The following is a 15,757-nucleotide window of genomic DNA, read 5'->3' on the forward strand; positions in this document are numbered from 1 at the left end:
TATTGAAGGTAATATAAAATGGATAATTGAAAAGGAAATTTGGTTGTTATATGAATAAAATATAATAACCACTTTCTATGATTTAATAATCGCGCTGTCTTGATCTAAAGATGCTCTCAATTCTCCTAACCAGCTAATTAAGTTATCTAACTGTTGTTGGGTTTTCAAAACACCCAATCCGCGCACCGTGACTTTCCCTTGGCTGTAAACAAAACGCGACGCAATCTGTTTGGGAAGATGTTCTTGTAAGCGTTTCCAAGCGGGTTCTTCCATCGGAGTTTCTAGAGTAACGTGCTGTTTTCCTTCCGGTTTAATGCGAGAAAAGCCAAGGGATTTGGTGATTTGTTTTAATTCCATGACCTGTAATAATTGTTGAACCGGAGAAGGTAATTCGCCATACCGATCGCGCCAATCTTGTCTGATTTGATCGAGTTCTTTCTTGCTACTTGCCATCGTTACTGTGCGATACGCATCCATTTTTTGATCCATATCGGTGATGTAATTATTCGGAACAAATGCCGTTAATTTCAGATCAATTTGCGTATCTTCCACTTGCGGAATATCTTGTCCTTGGACTTCCTGAATTGCTTCTTGTAGCATACTCATATACAAATCGAAGCCCACTGCATTCATTTGTCCCGACTGTTTCGCACCGAGTAACTCGCCAACGCCCCGAATCTCTAAATCACGCATGGCTAGTTGATATCCCGAACCGAGTTGGGTAAACTCTTGCAACGCCCGCAGTCGTTTTTTTGCGGTATCGCTGAGACTACTTTGCTTGGGATAGAGTAACCAGGCATGGGCTTGAATCCCCGACCGTCCAACACGCCCTCGCAGTTGATACAGTTGGGATAAGCCGAATTTTTGCGAATCTTCCACAACAATGGTATTCACGCGGGGAATATCTAACCCAGACTCAATAATGGTCGTACAAACGAGAATATCCGCATCCCCATTGTTGAACGTTAGCATGGTGGATTCTAATTCCCCTTCGTCCATTTGTCCGTGCGCGATCGCGATCCGTGCGCCAGGAACCATTTCTCGCAGTTTTCCGGCTGTTTCTTCAATCCCTTCTACTCGCGGAACCACATAAAAGACTTGTCCACCGCGATCTAATTCATTGCGAATTGCCGTGCGAATCGCTTCTCCATCGTAAGGGGATAAATGGGTTTTAATCGGACGACGGGAGGGCGGTGGCGTAGTAATCAGACTCATTTCCCGAATCCCAGAAAGAGACATATATAAAGTTCGCGGAATCGGGGTTGCAGTTAAGGTGAGAACATCCACCTCGGTTTTCATGGATTTGATTTTCTCTTTTTGGTTCACCCCAAACCGTTGTTCTTCATCCACCACCAACATTCCCAAGTCTTTATATTTCACACTCTTATTGAGAAGTTGGTGCGTTCCGACCACGACATCTAATTCACCAGTAGAGAGACGCTTCAAAATATCTTTCCGTTCGTTAGCGGTACGGAAACGATTGAGTAACCCAATATTGATCGGATAAGGGGCAAACCGTTCTTTGAGGGTGTGATAATGCTGTTGGGTGAGAATCGTGGTGGGTGCGAGAAACGCCACTTGTTTCCCTGACATGAGAATTTTAAAGATCGCCCGAATCGCCACTTCTGTTTTCCCAAAACCCACATCCCCACACACCAAGCGATCCATTGGCAACTCACTTTCTAAATCGCGTTTTACATCCTGAACCGCTTTTAACTGGTCGGGGGTGGCTTGATACGGGAAGGAATCTTCTAATTCTTGTTGCCAAGGCGTATCCTCAGGATAGGAATAACCGGAAAGCTGCGATCGCTTTGCGTATAAATCGAGTAAGTCAATGGCAACTTTTTTAACCGCTTTCTCGACCTTATTTTTCGTATTTTGCCAGGCTTTTCCTGACATTTTATTTAGTTGCGGTTTTCCTTCTCCCAAATGGCGGTAACGAGAGAGGGATTCTAAACTATCGGCGGGAACTCTTAACAAGCCATCCGCATACTCAACCACCAAATATTCTCGGGTTTCCCAACTTTCTAGTTTTAAAAACTTGCCAACGCCATGCTGACGATGAACCACATAATCTCCCGGACGCAGCTTGTTGAGATCAACTTGCTTCGATGCAGCCCGTCGGCGTTTGCGAATATAACTGGGTGTGGTTAAAACGTGCTGTCCGAAAAATTCCCGGTCAGTAACAACTGCAATACGAAACGTGGGGAGGATAAAGCCTTCCACTTCCCCTAACCCCGAATATTTCACCGCAACGGCTGTTTTTTCGCGCTGTAACTTTTCAATCGCAGGATAATCGCGGGGGTTGGGAACAAATTGCGCCGGACAATCGTGTTCTTGGAGTAAGGAAACCGATCGCGAGGGTTGGGCGGAAATAATCCAAGTGTCATAATTTTCTAGGGTCATCCCACTGTAAATTTCTCGTTTTCCTCTGATGATTTCCGCTAGCTTGGCAAATTGGTGTGGAGTAACGGGAAGGGGACGACTGGCGAGATTGACTCCTGAGTCATTTTCTTCGGTAATTTCAGACAAATGAAGCTGATAGAACAGTTCTGCATCTTCTAAACAGGTTGGCAAGTCCGCATGAAGGCGAGGAAGGTCAGGATTACTTTCTTGATATTGGTCTTCGGTATGTTCTAACCAGCGATCGCTGTGGGCTTGACATTGTTCTGGTTCATCCACCACAACGAGAGTATTCTCGGGAAGATAATCTAGTAAGGAAGCAGGTTCAGGATACGCTAACCCTAAGAACCGGTGCATCCCATCCGGATAATTCTCTTCTTCAAAGGCGGACTGTTCTTCTGAAGAAAGATAAGAATACAGACGATCTAAGTTTTCTTGTTCGGTAATACCTTTGGCAATCAGAGGCGAAAAACTAGTCGGAGTTAAGGTCAGGCTTTCAATTTGATCTAAGGATCGTTGACTCACCGGATCAAACTCGCGCAGTTGTTCCAGTTCATCGCCAAACCACTCTAAGCGAATGGGAAGTTCAGACGCAACGGGAAAGATATCCACTAAATCCCCTCTTCTTGTCCATTGTCCTTCCGTTTCGACTAAAGAGACTCGTTCATAGCCTAATTCGGTGAGGCGATGATCAATGGTTTTGCTAGCGAGAGACATTCCCTTCTCAAAAGAAAGACAAATCTGTTCAAATTCCTTTTGTGGGGGAAGATGAGGCTGTAAAGCTTTTTCCGTCGCGACAATTGCCGTGGGTTTTTCCGGTTGTTGCTGAAGCGTTAATAAAACTTGAATCTGTCCCCAAATCATCTCTGATTCCGGGTTAAAGGGTTCGTAAGGCGTGGCTTCAGAAGTGGGATAAAACTGCACGGTTTCCCAGCCCATACTTTGCAGTTGCGTCGCCCAGCGTCCCGCTTCTTCTAAGGTGGCACAAATAACGAATAAATGGGAGGTTTCTGCTTTGTTAAGCGACTGTTGCGCAAACGCAGAAGCCATTAATCCCTTCGGCAAGCGAGGGATTCCGGTCAGTTTTAAGCTGTGATTATTGACAAGATTTTGACGAAGTTCTTGAGTTAAGCGCGATCGCGCTAATGTCCGAATAACTGAAGCAAATGCCATGAACTAAATGGGATGAAGGCAATCATTCGTTTTTATTTTAAGGGAAAAGTTTCCGGTGTTTACGGAGGAAATTTCTGCTGTGAACAGCTTAGCGCAATTCTTCTTTTACCCTTCTCCTCTGAATTCTGAAAAATATGATGAAATAAATGAAGTTTTGTAACGCTCTTCAGAAATAATTAGAGAAAGCGCGATCGCGCTCATTTTCTCTCCTGATCCAGAAATTCCTCACCCAACAACCTTTTCATGTTTTAAGCTCTGTAAAGAAAAGTGCCCCCCGTGACCCATTTTCTCGCAAATAACCTGAGAAGATTGGAAATCATCTATGATTTTAGTAAAGTTATATTACTATCTCCTCATTTTCAAAATAATCATGGCTATACTGAATTGTTATCAGGTGAAGCTAAGAAAATAGCCAAACTCCATAAAAAAACGAAAGTTATAGTTCTGTGATAACAAATCGGAGGTCAAATTAATGCAATTAAGTCAAAATAAAAGCCTAACCCAAAACCAATTTTTAGCGGTTATTAAGAGCTTTTTAATTTGGTGTTTTACACTCACGGTGTGCTTTTTAGTCGTTGGATTTCCGGTTGTTGCAGTGATTACTGCTATAACTTCTGTTTTCGCGATCGCGCTCCAATCGATTTTACCCGTGAGTGCCGTTTTGCTGGTTGCCAGTAGTGTGATCGGCATGAATATTTTAGCCATTCTCTTAATTTCTGCCGGATTAACTCTTAAAGGAATTCATCCCCAACAAGTGAGTTGGTTACGTTGGTTACATGGAAAAGGAAGCCTTAAACAAACCGCTCAATTTGCATCTTGCCCCATTACTTGTAACTTAATTAAAGAATAAAAAAACTGCCATTTCAATCTCCTTTGGCTGTTATTTAATCCTCTCTCAGGGCGAATGATCAAATGATTGTTCGTCCTGAAATGATAAAGGTCGCCCATGAATCACAAGTTTCAATGGGTTGAATTCTGAAAAATCAAGAACAAATAACATTAACCGCTCTCCTGAGGCGCTCTCACCCAACTAAAAAACCGCTCAATGTTATTGCAAGAAGCGACTTGGGTTAAGTATCATGAAGATGTTATTGTCTAAATTTAAGAAAACCCCTGCCCTTGCGCTGGGATGAGTCAGAGATCATGTCTTCTGTCATCGAAGGCACCTACTCTGACCATTGTTCAACCCTTAGTTAACTCAAACCTCTAGACTATGCTCACACTAAAAATTGCTGTTTATCTCGTTGTTGGTTTCTTTGTCAGCTTATTCATCTTTGGTTTCTTATCCAATGACCCCGCTCGTAACCCCAATCGTCAAGACTTAGATAACTAAAAAACTCCGCGATCAGATAATGGATCGGGCGGGACCTTCTCGCTCGATTTTTAATTTTCATTACAGATAAGCTAAAGTAGTAATGAGTATGAATAGTTTAAGTTTGCCCAAACTAGATCATTAGAGACTATTCCCTAGCGAGAAGTTTATCTTTTATGAATAGCTGGGGTGTCCCTGTAGCAAGAACGACAACCCGCTTAACCTTATGATTAGAATTGAAAACAATCGTCATTTCCAAAAAACGCAAGCCTCTACCACGCCAAGGGAAACCGTAAAATCGTTAGAAGATGCCTTAGCGCAATGTCAAGAACAAGGAATGCGCCTTAGTCGTCAACGACGCTCCATCTTAGAATTGTTGTGGCGATGTGAGGAACATCTCTCTGCGCGAGAAATTTATGACCGTTTAAATCACGAAGGAAAAGACATTGGACACACATCTGTCTATCAAAACTTAGAAGCCCTCTCGAGCCATGGCATTATTGAATGTGTAGAACGGTGTGAAGGACGCTTGTATGGGCATATTAGTGAAGCCCACAGCCACATTAACTGCGTCGATAGCGGTAAAATAATGGATGTTTACGTGGAATTGCCAGACGACTTAATCCAAGAAATTGAAGCCCGGACTGGACTCGAAATTACCGACTACCGGATTAATTTCTATGGTCGCGAAAAAGGTTCAGTTGAGTAGTTGCCAGTAGACAAGTCACAAAGGACGAATGACAAATAACGAATAACGAGAATATAAGTGAGTGTTTTTTCCACCGACCTAGATTTAGAGACGCTTTTTCCCTTTGAACTCGATAATTTTCAAGTCCGCGCGATCGCTGCTCTTGAAGCGAACAAATCCGTTGTCGTATCAGTCCCCACCGGTTCTGGGAAAACCCTGATCGGAGAATATGCGATTCATCGCGCCCTGGCGAAGGGGAAACGTGTCTTCTATACAACACCGCTCAAAGCACTCTCGAATCAAAAACTCCGCGATTTCCAAGAGAGCTTTGGTTGGGAGCAAGTGGGGCTACTCACTGGGGATGTTTCCATCAATCGCAATGCCGGTGTCGTGGTCATGACCACAGAAATTTTCCGCAATATGCTTTACGGCACCTCCATTGGTGAAGTCGGCACCTCGTTGGAAAATGTGGAAGCGGTGGTTTTAGACGAATGTCATTATATGAATGATCCCAATCGGGGAACGGTTTGGGAAGAATCGATTATTTACTGTCCGAAAAGTGTGCAGTTGGTGGCACTCTCGGCAACCATTGCCAACGCCGGACAACTCACCGACTGGATTAATGAAATTCATGGTCCCACAGAACTCGTCAAATCCGATTTTCGCCCCGTTCCCCTAGAATTTTATTTTAGTAATCCGAAAGGGCTTTTTCCACTCCTCAACGAACAAAAAGCGAAACTCAATTCTCGTCTCAAGCCGAAGAAAAAAGGAAATAACAAAACTCGGGTGAGCAAAGCGGATTGCCCCAGTTTAACCACAGTGGTGGAACAATTAGCTCAACGGGAAATGCTACCTGCGATCTATTTTATTTTTAGTCGTCGCGGGTGTGACCAATCCGTCGAGCAATTGGATGGGCTTTCTTTGGTGACACCGGAAGAAAGTGAGCAAATTCAGCAACATCTACAGCAGTTTTTAGAGCGACATCCCGAAGGGGCGCGTGCGGGGCAAATTGAACCATTAACGCGAGGCGTTGCTGCCCATCATGCGGGTGTCTTACCGGCGTGGAAAGGCTTAGTGGAAGAATTGTTTACTCATGGTTTAGTGAAGGTGGTTTTTGCCACCGAAACCCTTGCCGCTGGAGTGAATATGCCTGCCCGGACAACGGTGATTTCTTCCCTGTCGAAACGAACCGATCAAGGACATCGCTTATTACGCGCATCAGAATTTTTGCAAATGTCAGGACGGGCGGGACGGCGAGGAATGGATGAACGGGGGAATGTGGTTTGTGTGCAAACGCGGTTTGAAGGGGCAAAAGAAGCTGCTTACTTAGCCACCCAAGAGTCTGACCCTTTAGTCAGTCAGTTTACCCCCACTTATGGCATGGTGTTGAATTTACTGCAACGCCAAACGATTCAAGAAGCAAAAGCCCTATTAGAGCGCAGTTTTGCGCAGTATTTGGCGAATCAAAAACTGATTCCGGAACAAAAGGCGATCGCGCAGTTAAGCCAAGAAATCACCCGCATTGATTTTGAAATCGCTTCGATTCCCCGAGAGTACTTTCAGCAATACGAAAAACTGCAAGGCCATCTCAAAGAAGAACGGCGCATTCTCAAATATTTAGAACGTCAAGCCCAGCGCGATCGCGCCCCGGCTTTAACCGCAGCCGTTTCTGAAGCCCGCAGCGGCGATCTCCTCTACCTCAAAGGCAAATATGTCACCGTCTCTTCTCCCTTACCGGCTGTTCTTGTCGATACCGAACCCAGTCCCGGAAAATCCTCCCTCTTAATTTGCCTGGCTGCAGATAATCGCTGGTATATTGCCACCCCAGCCGATGTTTGCGCGATCGGAGAAGTCTTACTTCCCCAATCTGCCCTCACTGGCATTCATCCGCCCGGAGATTTAGAAATGAAACCGGGGAAACGGCGTAAAGGAGACGAAACCACCGCTGAAATTGCCCAAAGAATGTCGGGCATCACCCCGCCCAATTTAGATGCCCCGGAAGTAGAAGCGCAAAAAGCAAAAATTAAAGATTTACAACAGCGACTTAATCATCATCCCCTCCAACAATGGGGACAACCCAAACAACTCCTGAAAACCTATAATCGTCGCCAGCAACTGCAAGAAGAACTCGAAAGACATCAGATCAATACTCGGGAAAACCAATCGCAACATTGGCGAGAATTTATCGAGATTTGCGAAGTCTTAGAAACCTTTGGCGCTTTAGACAATTATCAACCGACTTCTTTAGGGGAAACCGCCGCTGCGATTCGTGGGGACAATGAATTATGGTTAGGGTTAGCCTTACGGTCGGGTTGCTTAGATGAACTGAGTCCTGCTGATCTAGCTGCTGCGGCTTGTGCTTTAATCATCGAAACCCCCCGCCCGGACAGTGAGAGCCATTTTCCGCCGCCCATGCCTGTGATTAGCGCTCTCAGCGAATTGCGAGGAACCCGGCGGGAGTTATTCCAAACTCAGCGACGCCATCGCGTGGCAATTCCCCTCTGGTTAGAACCGGATTTAATTGGTCTGGTAGAACAATGGGTAGAAGGGATTGAGTGGAATGAACTCTGTGAAGGAACTAGCCTCGATGAAGGCGATTTAGTCCGAATTTTACGACGAACCCGAGATTTTCTTTCTCAAATTCCCCATGTTCCCCATTTAGCCAATTCCCTACGCACAAATGCCCGACTTGCAGTTGAACAAATGGAACGTTTCCCGGTTCTAGAATTTGAATAAGTATTTAGTTCCGCAGGGAAGAAATTTAATTGAACTCAAACCAGTTAATCACAAAATTATTCGTTGCTATCGCGCTCTTCTAGATGTCTTAGTTGATATCTAACGGCGTTGAGATAGCCTTCATCATTTAATTTATCTTGAGAAAGTCGTCCTTGATTGATTGCGGTTTGCACTAAATCTTCGGCTTCAATTTGACCGCTTTCATAGGCGATCGCTAAGCCATGAAAACCGGGAATATCTTGGTCGGTAAAGTGACCGCTATAAGCACGGTGCACTAAATTAAAAGGCTGAATTTCACGGTTATTCTCACTTGAAGAAACGGCTGCTACTTCACCAGCTAGTGCAACAGGAGAAGCAATAACTAAGCTTGCCGTTAGAAGACTACTGGTTAGAACATGAAAACCTTTCATGATGTTGACCTCCAAATTCATCTTTATCCTTAATGTAACTATTTAACTAGTTAGTAATTTAGTATTTAATACTTATTTTTATGGGGAAGGATTAAAATTCAATCTTTAGAAATAGCTCTAACGTTAGAGATAGCTAGACCAAAGAGCCATTTTCTTAAACGTTATTACGAAAAATTTTGTTCTTCTTCTTCAGTTTCATTTTGACTATGATTGACTTCTGTTTCACTGTCTTCTGGCGGCGAAGGTTCATGGCGGTAGATGCGAATTTGAGATAAACGGGGACCATCGGCAGAAACAACTGTGAACTCTAAGTTCTCGTAAGGAAGAGTTTCGCCTTGGGTGGGTATTTTTTGAAACTGATAGAGTAAAAACCCGCCAATGGTTTGATATTCATCTGTGATTGGCAATTCTAAATCTAAGAGTTCATTGACCTCTTCCAGGTTCATTTGTGCTTGAACCAGAAACGTTTGTTCATCCAACATTTGTAAGGCAATTTCTTCTTCTCCAGAAACATTGCCTCCTAACTCACTTTCATCACCAATAATTTCATCAATTAAATCTTTCAAGGTCACTAAACCGGCTGTTCCTCCAAATTCATCAACGACCATCACCATTTCTAAGCGAGAACGGCGCATCGTGCTGAGAAGTTCTCCGAGGGGGGTAAATTCTGGGACAAAGCGTACAGGGCGTATCCATGAATTGATCGGAGTTTCAGGAGTAAGATGCCCCTTAGCCAGGGGCACTGCTAATTCTTTGAAGTCAATCATGCCAACAATGTCGTCTAAAGAGTCGCCAGTGACTGGGAAACGGGAATGTCCACTATCAACCACTTCGTTCAATAACAAAGAAAACGTGGCATCGCGGGGAACAGAAGTAATTTTCGTTCGCGGGACCATGATTTCTTCCACGACGACTTCGCTAAATTCAAAAACGTTGTTGAGGAGTTCTCTTTCTTCCGCTTCCAGTCCAATCGATTCACGTTCAGTTGCGATAATTAATTTCAACTCTTCGGAGGTAACACGGTTATACCAACTGTGAGGACTGTATTCTAAACCGACTAAATGTAAAAGGGTTTGCGTGGAACGATTGAGGACCCAAATGAAGGGATGGAAGAGTCGAGAAATAACGAGACTCGTGGGAGCTAATAAACGAGCAACTTGTTCAGCGTGGTGGAGGGCAATGGACTTAGGCGAGAGTTCTCCTAAAATGATTTGCAAGTAGGCAATGAGGAAAAAGGCAACCGGAATGGCGATGGAATGAGCAATGATGCCCGTCCAAGCGGGAGGAACGGGGAGTTGGGTTAACCCGGTTGCCACCACGACTGCCATGGTACTTTCGCCAATCCAGCCTAATGCCAAACTCGAAAGGGTAATTCCTAATTGTGTGGTTGATAAGAGACGATCAAGGCGTCTTTGCAAGGTTTGCACTGCTTGTGCGGCATGATCGCCGGTTTCAACTAATTGGCTGATGCGCGATCGCCGAACCGCTACCATAGAAAATTCTGCGGCAACAAAAAACGCATTAATGGCAATTAACAAAAATACAGACAATAGTCGGAAGAGAAGATCCTGTACCGTCAGATTAGTCTCTGATGCCACTACTGCCAACAATACAGAACTCAAAGCACTGCCACACATGAAGTTGAAATTAGGGGAGAACGGCTTTCCTCAATTCTACGCTGCTTGGGAAGGCATCTAAGGAGACTCAATAAAACTATCATTATTGGCGGCATTTGAGGTAGCTTTTTGTCCATTTAAGGGAATTGCTTTCTCTTGATCCTGGTTCATCGCTACATTCACCTTTTCTATGATCTCGGCTTCGGAAACAATTATGGTTTGTTTTTCTGAAGACTGATTATTTTGCTCAGCTAATTGTTTTTGACCAGGTTTTACATCTGGCTGCGACACTTGTTTGAGTGCTTCATAGCCTAGGGTATATCCCACCAAAAGGCTAAGGAAACCACTACTAATGGTCACCACAACAAAGAGTAAAATAAAGGCAAAAGTAGAATTAAATTTGATCATTAGAAAAAGTTGCGTTGAGAATGACCGCAAATGTTAAATTATAATTGAAAATACTATTTTGACCAGGGTTGGCCGAGCGGTTGAGGCAGCGAACTCATAATTCGCCTTAGGCAGGTTCAACTCCTGCACCCTGGATTCTTTCTTACGGCTAAGGACTCACCTAGCGCTACTCCTCGAAATCCCTAAGAGAACGGAGCGAGGCAGTATAGGGGTTTTTTAAATCCCTGGTCCGGATGGGTTGTTGTCCCACCTGCTGTTGGAGATAGTCTTCATAAATTGTATGTAGTAAACGGGCATCCCGTGCAATTTCATTTTCAGGGAAAGCAGACAGCCCCTGTGTGTTAACACTGCCAACACCAAAAATTAATTGCAGTTGTTCTCCCACCGAGCGATTCGTGAAGAAATTTCCTGACTCATAGGTAATTGCTTCTTGAAATAAATCTTGAACATTGTTATAAGTAATCACGCTCGGGTCATTGGATTGATGAGATTCTGTCTCGGTTGGATTTGGATTAGCAAGAACACTTGACCCAAAACTACTCAAGATCAAGGTAAGGGTTGTTGCTAAGATCAGTCGGGATTGAGATATCATCATGATTGAGCTACCATACTAATTTTTGGCTTAATTCTAGCAGATTAGGGGCCACAAGAATTCAGGTTAAACACTGAATATTAGTAACGGGCTTATTGATAAATTGGAGATTTTGCTCACTTTCACCAAATCTTATTTCTTAAGTGAAATTATGATCGTTACTTGTTTCTGAAAATCAGGATCAGGAATTAATCTTGAGATTACTTAGGATTAAACTTTTCTTAACAAAATGAATAGAAACTTATGTTAAGTTATCTCTAGCTGATAAGAGAAAATTAGTCAATAATAATTAGAGAAAATACGAACCATAGCACATATTCCTCTAGCCAAAAAGAGAGTCGTTGAGATGGCTTTAACTACAGAATTCCCCAGTGTTCCCAAACAATTGACGCGTCTTCCCTTTAGTCGCAATGATCATCTGCCCTCGCGCCAAGATTTACTGTGGTCGTTAGAGTGGGGAATTGTCCGGACTTTGACCTGGAATGAAGAAGGAGTGAGTATTACCCTTGGCTATTGGGGAGCTGGCGATGTGGTGGGTCAACCCCTTTCCGGTGCTTATCCTTACCAAATTGAATGTTTAACCAGTGTCGAAGCAACCTCAGTCCCTGTGGATCAATGGCATCATTTTATTGACGGTATTATTAGACACTCCCAAGCGACTGAGGAATTATTTAGTATCGTCCGTAGTGAGCGTGTCTATAACCGCTTGGATCAACTCCTCATTTGGTTAGGAAATAAATTTGGTCGTAGCGTTGCCCAAGGGATTTTAATTGATCTACGTTTAACCCATCAGAATATTGCCGAATTAATTGGCACCACTCGAGTCACTGTAACTAAGTTATTGAAAGAACTTGAAGCAGAAGGCAAAATCCTCCGTCAGCAGCGACACTATATCATCCTTTGTCGGGGATAATAGAAGAAAGCTGAACTGGAAAAACCAATGATGGGTGGATGGCGCGATCGCGTAGAAAAATTAAGAGGTCGGACTCGTTTTGTTGTCTTAAGAATAATGTTGCATCTCTCCGGGGAAGAAGCCCCACCGCAGTTAGGGGTCTTTAACCGAGTCGCTCAAAGCGCAATTGAGGCGGAAGGAGATTTAGAGGTCATGGGAGAGGGCTTAGTCGAAATTTGCGAATCCCTTTTGAGAATTCCTAGTAGTTGGCAAGCCGTTGCAAATGAAGGAGATGTTTTTTGGGATGAAGGTGAAGCGGGAGATTACGTCAATGAGCTGTTTACTGACTCTGCTCAGCGCTATCTTAGTGATGTGATTGCTGATGACAATGTAAACGCAGATGATACTCTATCCCTACCCATCAGCCGTAATGTCGTTTTGATGCTCACTGTTGCTTACACTGGAGAAATGGCATCTTTAGAAACCGACTTATCCAATTTTGAAGCCCTTCAAGACGCACTAAAAGATTTAATTCATCTGCATTATCAAAATCGTTTTCGAGCGATTCAAATTCATTTCTCACCGGCTCATTTTGGTGATGAGCTGACCAATGACCAAGTGATTGAAAATTTTCCCGAGTTAATTCCTTTATAAATTTATGATGATCAACCCTTTATTGCGACGGAGTCTCATTGGCATCATGGTAGTGTCCCTTTCTTGGACCACTGTTGCTTGTGGTGGTAACGATCGCGCTCAACAACAATTTCAACAACCGACTCAGCAAACCAGCCCAAATACGCAACGCACTCTTCCCGATGGGAAATATGAACTGCAACAAGCAAGCTACGACGATGTCAGTGGTGACTACCGCCTCTTCCTCTTTAATGCCAATCCTCCGGTTTTAGAAAAAGACAACATCAAAATGGCACGATTGACGCCAGAAGAAGTGGAAAACGGACAAAAAAGTTATCTCCTGGTAGAAAATAGCGAGTACTCCCTTCACTTAGCAGAAGACTTCCGCATTGAATATATTCACGGCGTTGCTGAAACCCGTACTGATCCCAATACAGGGCAACAAGAAAGAGTGATTGTTCGCCGGGAATCCAACTTTTGGACACCATTTGCTGGGGCACTTGCTGGTCAAGCCATTGGGAGTATGCTGTTTACCCCGCAATATTACGTTCCTCCGGCTTATCAACCGGGAAGGAGTGTCCTAACGGGTTATGGCGGTTATGGCTCAACTTATTCTCAAGCCGTTGATCGTTACCAAGACCGCTATCAATCTCAACCGCCCTCGGTACAGAATAAACGGGCAAATGTGAGAACAACTGGCGGTATCAATCGTTCCACAAACAGAAATACCAATCCCCGCAGCAGCACCAGCACATCTGGTCGAAGCACGGGTTCTGGCGTGGGCAGTAGCACCCTCCAAAACAATGGCACTCGGGGGTCTTCTACCACTCGTACTCGCAAATCAAGCGGGAGTCGCTTTGGGACAGGGAGTCGTTCTCGCAGTCGTTCGACTGGGCGCAGAAGACGCTAGATCGGATACAAATTTTTGCTGAGGGTAACTGAGGTAACCAAAGTCATCGGACCCCTATCTAATTGCTTTTGCCAAGTTCTGAATCCTGTCATAGACGAAGAGTCTTACTATTTTTTAGGGGAGGACTCTTCATTACCTAATTTCTCTAAACGACGAGAGACTTCATCATCTGAACCCATGCTATCGATTTTCTCCTCTAGAGTTTCAGTAGAAGTTTTAGAGAGTTTGGAAATGGCTTGCAATTCGTCTTTTCGTTCATTCACTGCTTTTTTAGTCGCTTCAAACTGAGATTTAGCTAAGTCAATATTGTAATCGTTATTGGCTTCTACTACTTGCTCTAGGATTTGATTTATAGTCATTCCAATTGATTTCCGTACAGCAGAGTTAAAGGCATGTTCTGTATTTGCCCCTCATTGATTGTATGGTTCTTACTTGGAATCACTATAAATTATGAATCACTTGCAGATTCGCCCATTCACTTTTGTAGATTTCGAGCTTTTCTTTTTGCCACATCAATTCTTCTTTCGCTACATTGACGTGCTTCTCAGTGCTTTCAACCGCTTCTTTGAGCCGCGGTAAAATTTTCTCCAAGTTGATTGCTTGGATCAGAGTTAAGCGCGCAGCTTCTGTATTGCCCTGAGCTTTCAAAATTTTTGCTTTGGTTTCTAAGTCTTTAACTTCTTGAACTTTAGCACTATATCTTTCTTCTACTTGCTGATAATTATTGACTTGTACTGCGACAGCTTGAGTCAAGTTGTCCACTGAGTTTTGCATTTCCCTTATTATCTCTTTCATATGAGTTGGATCTGGATCAATCGGCTCTTTCTCCTGTTCTGATGCTTCAGAAATTCCCCATAGCCAATTCCAACTGACAATAATCAGTCTGCCTGCTGTTTCGCCAAAAAAACCATAGATAAACTTTTTCATGCTCATTACTTTCTAGTTTGACTATTGATCTTCAATAATAATAATTAAGCAGTATTTCTTTGTAGTGTATCGAATTTTTGAAAATGAGACAGAACGGTCTGGTTCGCCATATCAAATTGATGATGGCAAAATAACAAGGGAGTGTTATTCCAAAGTTGATTATGGCTTCTAAAAAAGGACCTCCTCCTGTCGTGTACGTCGTTTTAGGTATTATTGTGATTGTTGGCGGTTATCAGCTTCTCCCAACAATAATTGATATTTTCCAAGATGATAATCAGGAACTGACGGAGCTTTTCAGCGATGGTGACAAAGAATTAGTTGAACCAAGCGTAAAGAATCCAGCCTTTGTCCAAAGTAAACAACGAGGGCTGCAAGCGATGGGGGCAGAAAATTACTCCCAAGCTGTTCAACATTTTGAAGCAGCATTACAAGAAAAACGAAATTCTCCTGAAACTCTCATTTATTTGAATAATGCTCGCATTGGAGAAGAAAAAGCCTTTGAAGTTGCTGTTACTGTTCCCCTAGGTACTGATACACAGCTCTTTGCTTTAGAACTGTTGCGAGGTTATGCCCAAGCCCAACAAGAAATTAATCAAGCAGGAGGAGTCAATAGGACACCCATTAAACTAACCTTGGTTGATGAAGATGATGATCCTGAAATTGCCCAAAAAGTGGCAACAGAACTGGCACAACGAAACTATATCCTTGCTGTTACTGGACATTGGAGTAGTAGCACTACGCTTGCGGTTGCTCCCATTTACGACAACAATGAACTTGTCTTAGTCAATCCAGTCAGTACCAGTACAGAAATTTCTGGGATTAGCAACTATGTTTTCCGAACGATTCCCAGTAATTTTATCGTTGGCGCAACTATGGCTAATTATGCCCTTCAATGACCCCCACCTACTTCGTGAGGTGGGGGATTGGGGAGAGATCACCTCCCCGTAGCTGCGAATAGAGCCATGAGCGGTTAGCGAGTAAACACTTCCAGATGTTTCTCTAGTTTGGATTAGATGTAAGAGGGCGGAATCTCGCCCAACTGGGTTAGTCCAGGACA

15 protein-coding genes and 1 tRNA gene are annotated in these 15,757 nt (G+C 43.6%); 9 read left to right on the forward strand and 7 right to left on the reverse strand.

Translation table 11 applies throughout. From position 1 onward, the window contains the following. Nucleotides 1-75: 75 nt before the first annotated feature. Entirely contained in the window at nucleotides 76-3,576 is a 3,501-nt protein-coding gene (mfd, locus tag GVY04_19955; GenBank protein ID NBD18320.1) for a transcription-repair coupling factor, read from the reverse strand. Between the two features lie 472 nt (nucleotides 3,577-4,048). On the opposite strand from mfd, the gene GVY04_19960 reads away from it, so the two are divergent. From GVY04_19960 to GVY04_19975, 4 genes are all read left to right on the forward strand, one after another. Then, a complete protein-coding gene (locus tag GVY04_19960; GenBank protein NBD18321.1) occupies nucleotides 4,049-4,426 on the forward strand; it encodes a hypothetical protein in 378 nt (125 codons plus the stop codon). A 363-nt stretch (nucleotides 4,427-4,789) separates the two neighbouring features. After that, the gene (locus GVY04_19965; GenBank protein ID NBD18322.1) at nucleotides 4,790-4,909 is read left to right on the forward strand and encodes a photosystem II reaction center protein I; all 120 of its coding nucleotides are present in this window, start codon (nucleotides 4,790-4,792) and stop codon (nucleotides 4,907-4,909) included. 205 nt (nucleotides 4,910-5,114) lie between these two features. Then, a complete protein-coding gene (locus GVY04_19970) occupies nucleotides 5,115-5,597 on the forward strand; it encodes a transcriptional repressor (GenBank protein NBD18323.1) in 483 nt (160 codons plus the stop codon). 57 nt (nucleotides 5,598-5,654) lie between these two features. Next, complete coding sequence (locus GVY04_19975; protein ID NBD18324.1) at nucleotides 5,655-8,312, forward strand: DEAD/DEAH box helicase; 2,658 nt, start codon at nucleotides 5,655-5,657, stop codon at nucleotides 8,310-8,312. Between the two features lie 56 nt (nucleotides 8,313-8,368). Here GVY04_19975 and GVY04_19980 read toward each other — a convergent pair whose 3' ends face one another. The 3 genes from GVY04_19980 to GVY04_19990 all read right to left on the reverse strand — a co-directional run bounded on the left by GVY04_19980 (nucleotide 8,369) and on the right by GVY04_19990 (nucleotide 10,746). After that, nucleotides 8,369-8,722 carry a hypothetical protein gene (locus GVY04_19980; GenBank protein NBD18325.1) on the reverse strand — a complete coding sequence of 118 codons (354 nt, stop codon included), beginning with the start codon at nucleotides 8,720-8,722 and terminating at the stop codon, nucleotides 8,369-8,371. 164 nt (nucleotides 8,723-8,886) lie between these two features. After that, on the reverse strand, nucleotides 8,887-10,302 hold the full coding sequence (locus tag GVY04_19985; protein ID NBD18326.1) for a DUF21 domain-containing protein: 1,416 nt from the start codon (nucleotides 10,300-10,302) through the stop codon (nucleotides 8,887-8,889). Between the two features lie 114 nt (nucleotides 10,303-10,416). Further along, the gene (locus GVY04_19990) at nucleotides 10,417-10,746 is read right to left on the reverse strand and encodes a hypothetical protein (GenBank protein ID NBD18327.1); all 330 of its coding nucleotides are present in this window, start codon (nucleotides 10,744-10,746) and stop codon (nucleotides 10,417-10,419) included. A 62-nt stretch (nucleotides 10,747-10,808) separates the two neighbouring features. Between GVY04_19990 and GVY04_19995 the strand changes: the two genes are divergently transcribed. Next, nucleotides 10,809-10,881 (forward strand) — tRNA-Ile (locus GVY04_19995). Nucleotides 10,882-10,912: 31 nt separating this feature from the next. Here the strand turns inward: GVY04_19995 and GVY04_20000 are convergent. Continuing rightward, a complete protein-coding gene (locus GVY04_20000; GenBank protein NBD18328.1) occupies nucleotides 10,913-11,338 on the reverse strand; it encodes a hypothetical protein in 426 nt (141 codons plus the stop codon). Nucleotides 11,339-11,684: 346 nt separating this feature from the next. On the opposite strand from GVY04_20000, the gene GVY04_20005 reads away from it, so the two are divergent. Genes GVY04_20005 through GVY04_20015 form a run of 3 tightly spaced genes read left to right on the forward strand, consistent with a single transcriptional unit; the run spans nucleotide 11,685 to nucleotide 13,773 of the window. Then, a complete protein-coding gene (locus GVY04_20005; GenBank protein ID NBD18329.1) occupies nucleotides 11,685-12,251 on the forward strand; it encodes a helix-turn-helix domain-containing protein in 567 nt (188 codons plus the stop codon). A 30-nt stretch (nucleotides 12,252-12,281) separates the two neighbouring features. Then, on the forward strand, nucleotides 12,282-12,884 hold the full coding sequence (locus GVY04_20010; GenBank protein ID NBD18330.1) for a DUF1517 domain-containing protein: 603 nt from the start codon (nucleotides 12,282-12,284) through the stop codon (nucleotides 12,882-12,884). A gap of 7 nt (nucleotides 12,885-12,891) precedes the next feature. Further along, nucleotides 12,892-13,773, forward strand: a complete 882-nt coding sequence (locus GVY04_20015; protein NBD18331.1) for a hypothetical protein — start codon at nucleotides 12,892-12,894, stop codon at nucleotides 13,771-13,773. A gap of 107 nt (nucleotides 13,774-13,880) precedes the next feature. Here GVY04_20015 and GVY04_20020 read toward each other — a convergent pair whose 3' ends face one another. Both GVY04_20020 and GVY04_20025 read right to left on the reverse strand, forming a co-directional pair. Further along, nucleotides 13,881-14,132: a hypothetical protein gene (locus GVY04_20020; GenBank protein NBD18332.1), complete on the reverse strand. Its 252-nt coding sequence runs from the start codon at nucleotides 14,130-14,132 to the stop codon at nucleotides 13,881-13,883. 82 nt (nucleotides 14,133-14,214) lie between these two features. Continuing rightward, the gene (locus GVY04_20025; GenBank protein NBD18333.1) at nucleotides 14,215-14,700 is read right to left on the reverse strand and encodes a hypothetical protein; all 486 of its coding nucleotides are present in this window, start codon (nucleotides 14,698-14,700) and stop codon (nucleotides 14,215-14,217) included. Between the two features lie 161 nt (nucleotides 14,701-14,861). On the opposite strand from GVY04_20025, the gene GVY04_20030 reads away from it, so the two are divergent. Then, nucleotides 14,862-15,596: an ABC transporter substrate-binding protein gene (locus tag GVY04_20030; GenBank protein ID NBD18334.1), complete on the forward strand. Its 735-nt coding sequence runs from the start codon at nucleotides 14,862-14,864 to the stop codon at nucleotides 15,594-15,596. Nucleotides 15,597-15,757 lie beyond the last annotated feature (161 nt).

This window comes from Cyanobacteria bacterium GSL.Bin1 (genome assembly GCA_009909085.1).
Taxonomy (GTDB): domain Bacteria; phylum Cyanobacteriota; class Cyanobacteriia; order Cyanobacteriales; family Rubidibacteraceae; genus Halothece.

Excerpts from the sequence above, each read along its gene's own strand:
- mfd (NBD18320.1), bottom strand. The coding sequence starts at position 3,576 with ATGGCATTTGCTTCAGTTATTCGGACATTAGCGCGATCGCGCTTAACT.
- GVY04_19960 (NBD18321.1), top strand. The coding sequence starts at position 4,049 with ATGCAATTAAGTCAAAATAAAAGCCTAACCCAAAACCAATTTTTAGCG.
- GVY04_19965 (NBD18322.1), top strand. The coding sequence starts at position 4,790 with ATGCTCACACTAAAAATTGCTGTTTATCTCGTTGTTGGTTTCTTTGTC.
- GVY04_19970 (NBD18323.1), top strand. The coding sequence starts at position 5,115 with ATGATTAGAATTGAAAACAATCGTCATTTCCAAAAAACGCAAGCCTCT.
- GVY04_19980 (NBD18325.1), bottom strand. The coding sequence starts at position 8,722 with ATGAAAGGTTTTCATGTTCTAACCAGTAGTCTTCTAACGGCAAGCTTA.
- GVY04_19990 (NBD18327.1), bottom strand. The coding sequence starts at position 10,746 with ATGATCAAATTTAATTCTACTTTTGCCTTTATTTTACTCTTTGTTGTG.
- GVY04_20000 (NBD18328.1), bottom strand. The coding sequence starts at position 11,338 with ATGATATCTCAATCCCGACTGATCTTAGCAACAACCCTTACCTTGATC.
- GVY04_20005 (NBD18329.1), top strand. The coding sequence starts at position 11,685 with ATGGCTTTAACTACAGAATTCCCCAGTGTTCCCAAACAATTGACGCGT.
- GVY04_20010 (NBD18330.1), top strand. The coding sequence starts at position 12,282 with ATGGGTGGATGGCGCGATCGCGTAGAAAAATTAAGAGGTCGGACTCGT.
- GVY04_20015 (NBD18331.1), top strand. The coding sequence starts at position 12,892 with ATGATCAACCCTTTATTGCGACGGAGTCTCATTGGCATCATGGTAGTG.
- GVY04_20020 (NBD18332.1), bottom strand. The coding sequence starts at position 14,132 with ATGACTATAAATCAAATCCTAGAGCAAGTAGTAGAAGCCAATAACGAT.
- GVY04_20025 (NBD18333.1), bottom strand. The coding sequence starts at position 14,700 with ATGAAAAAGTTTATCTATGGTTTTTTTGGCGAAACAGCAGGCAGACTG.
- GVY04_20030 (NBD18334.1), top strand. The coding sequence starts at position 14,862 with ATGGCTTCTAAAAAAGGACCTCCTCCTGTCGTGTACGTCGTTTTAGGT.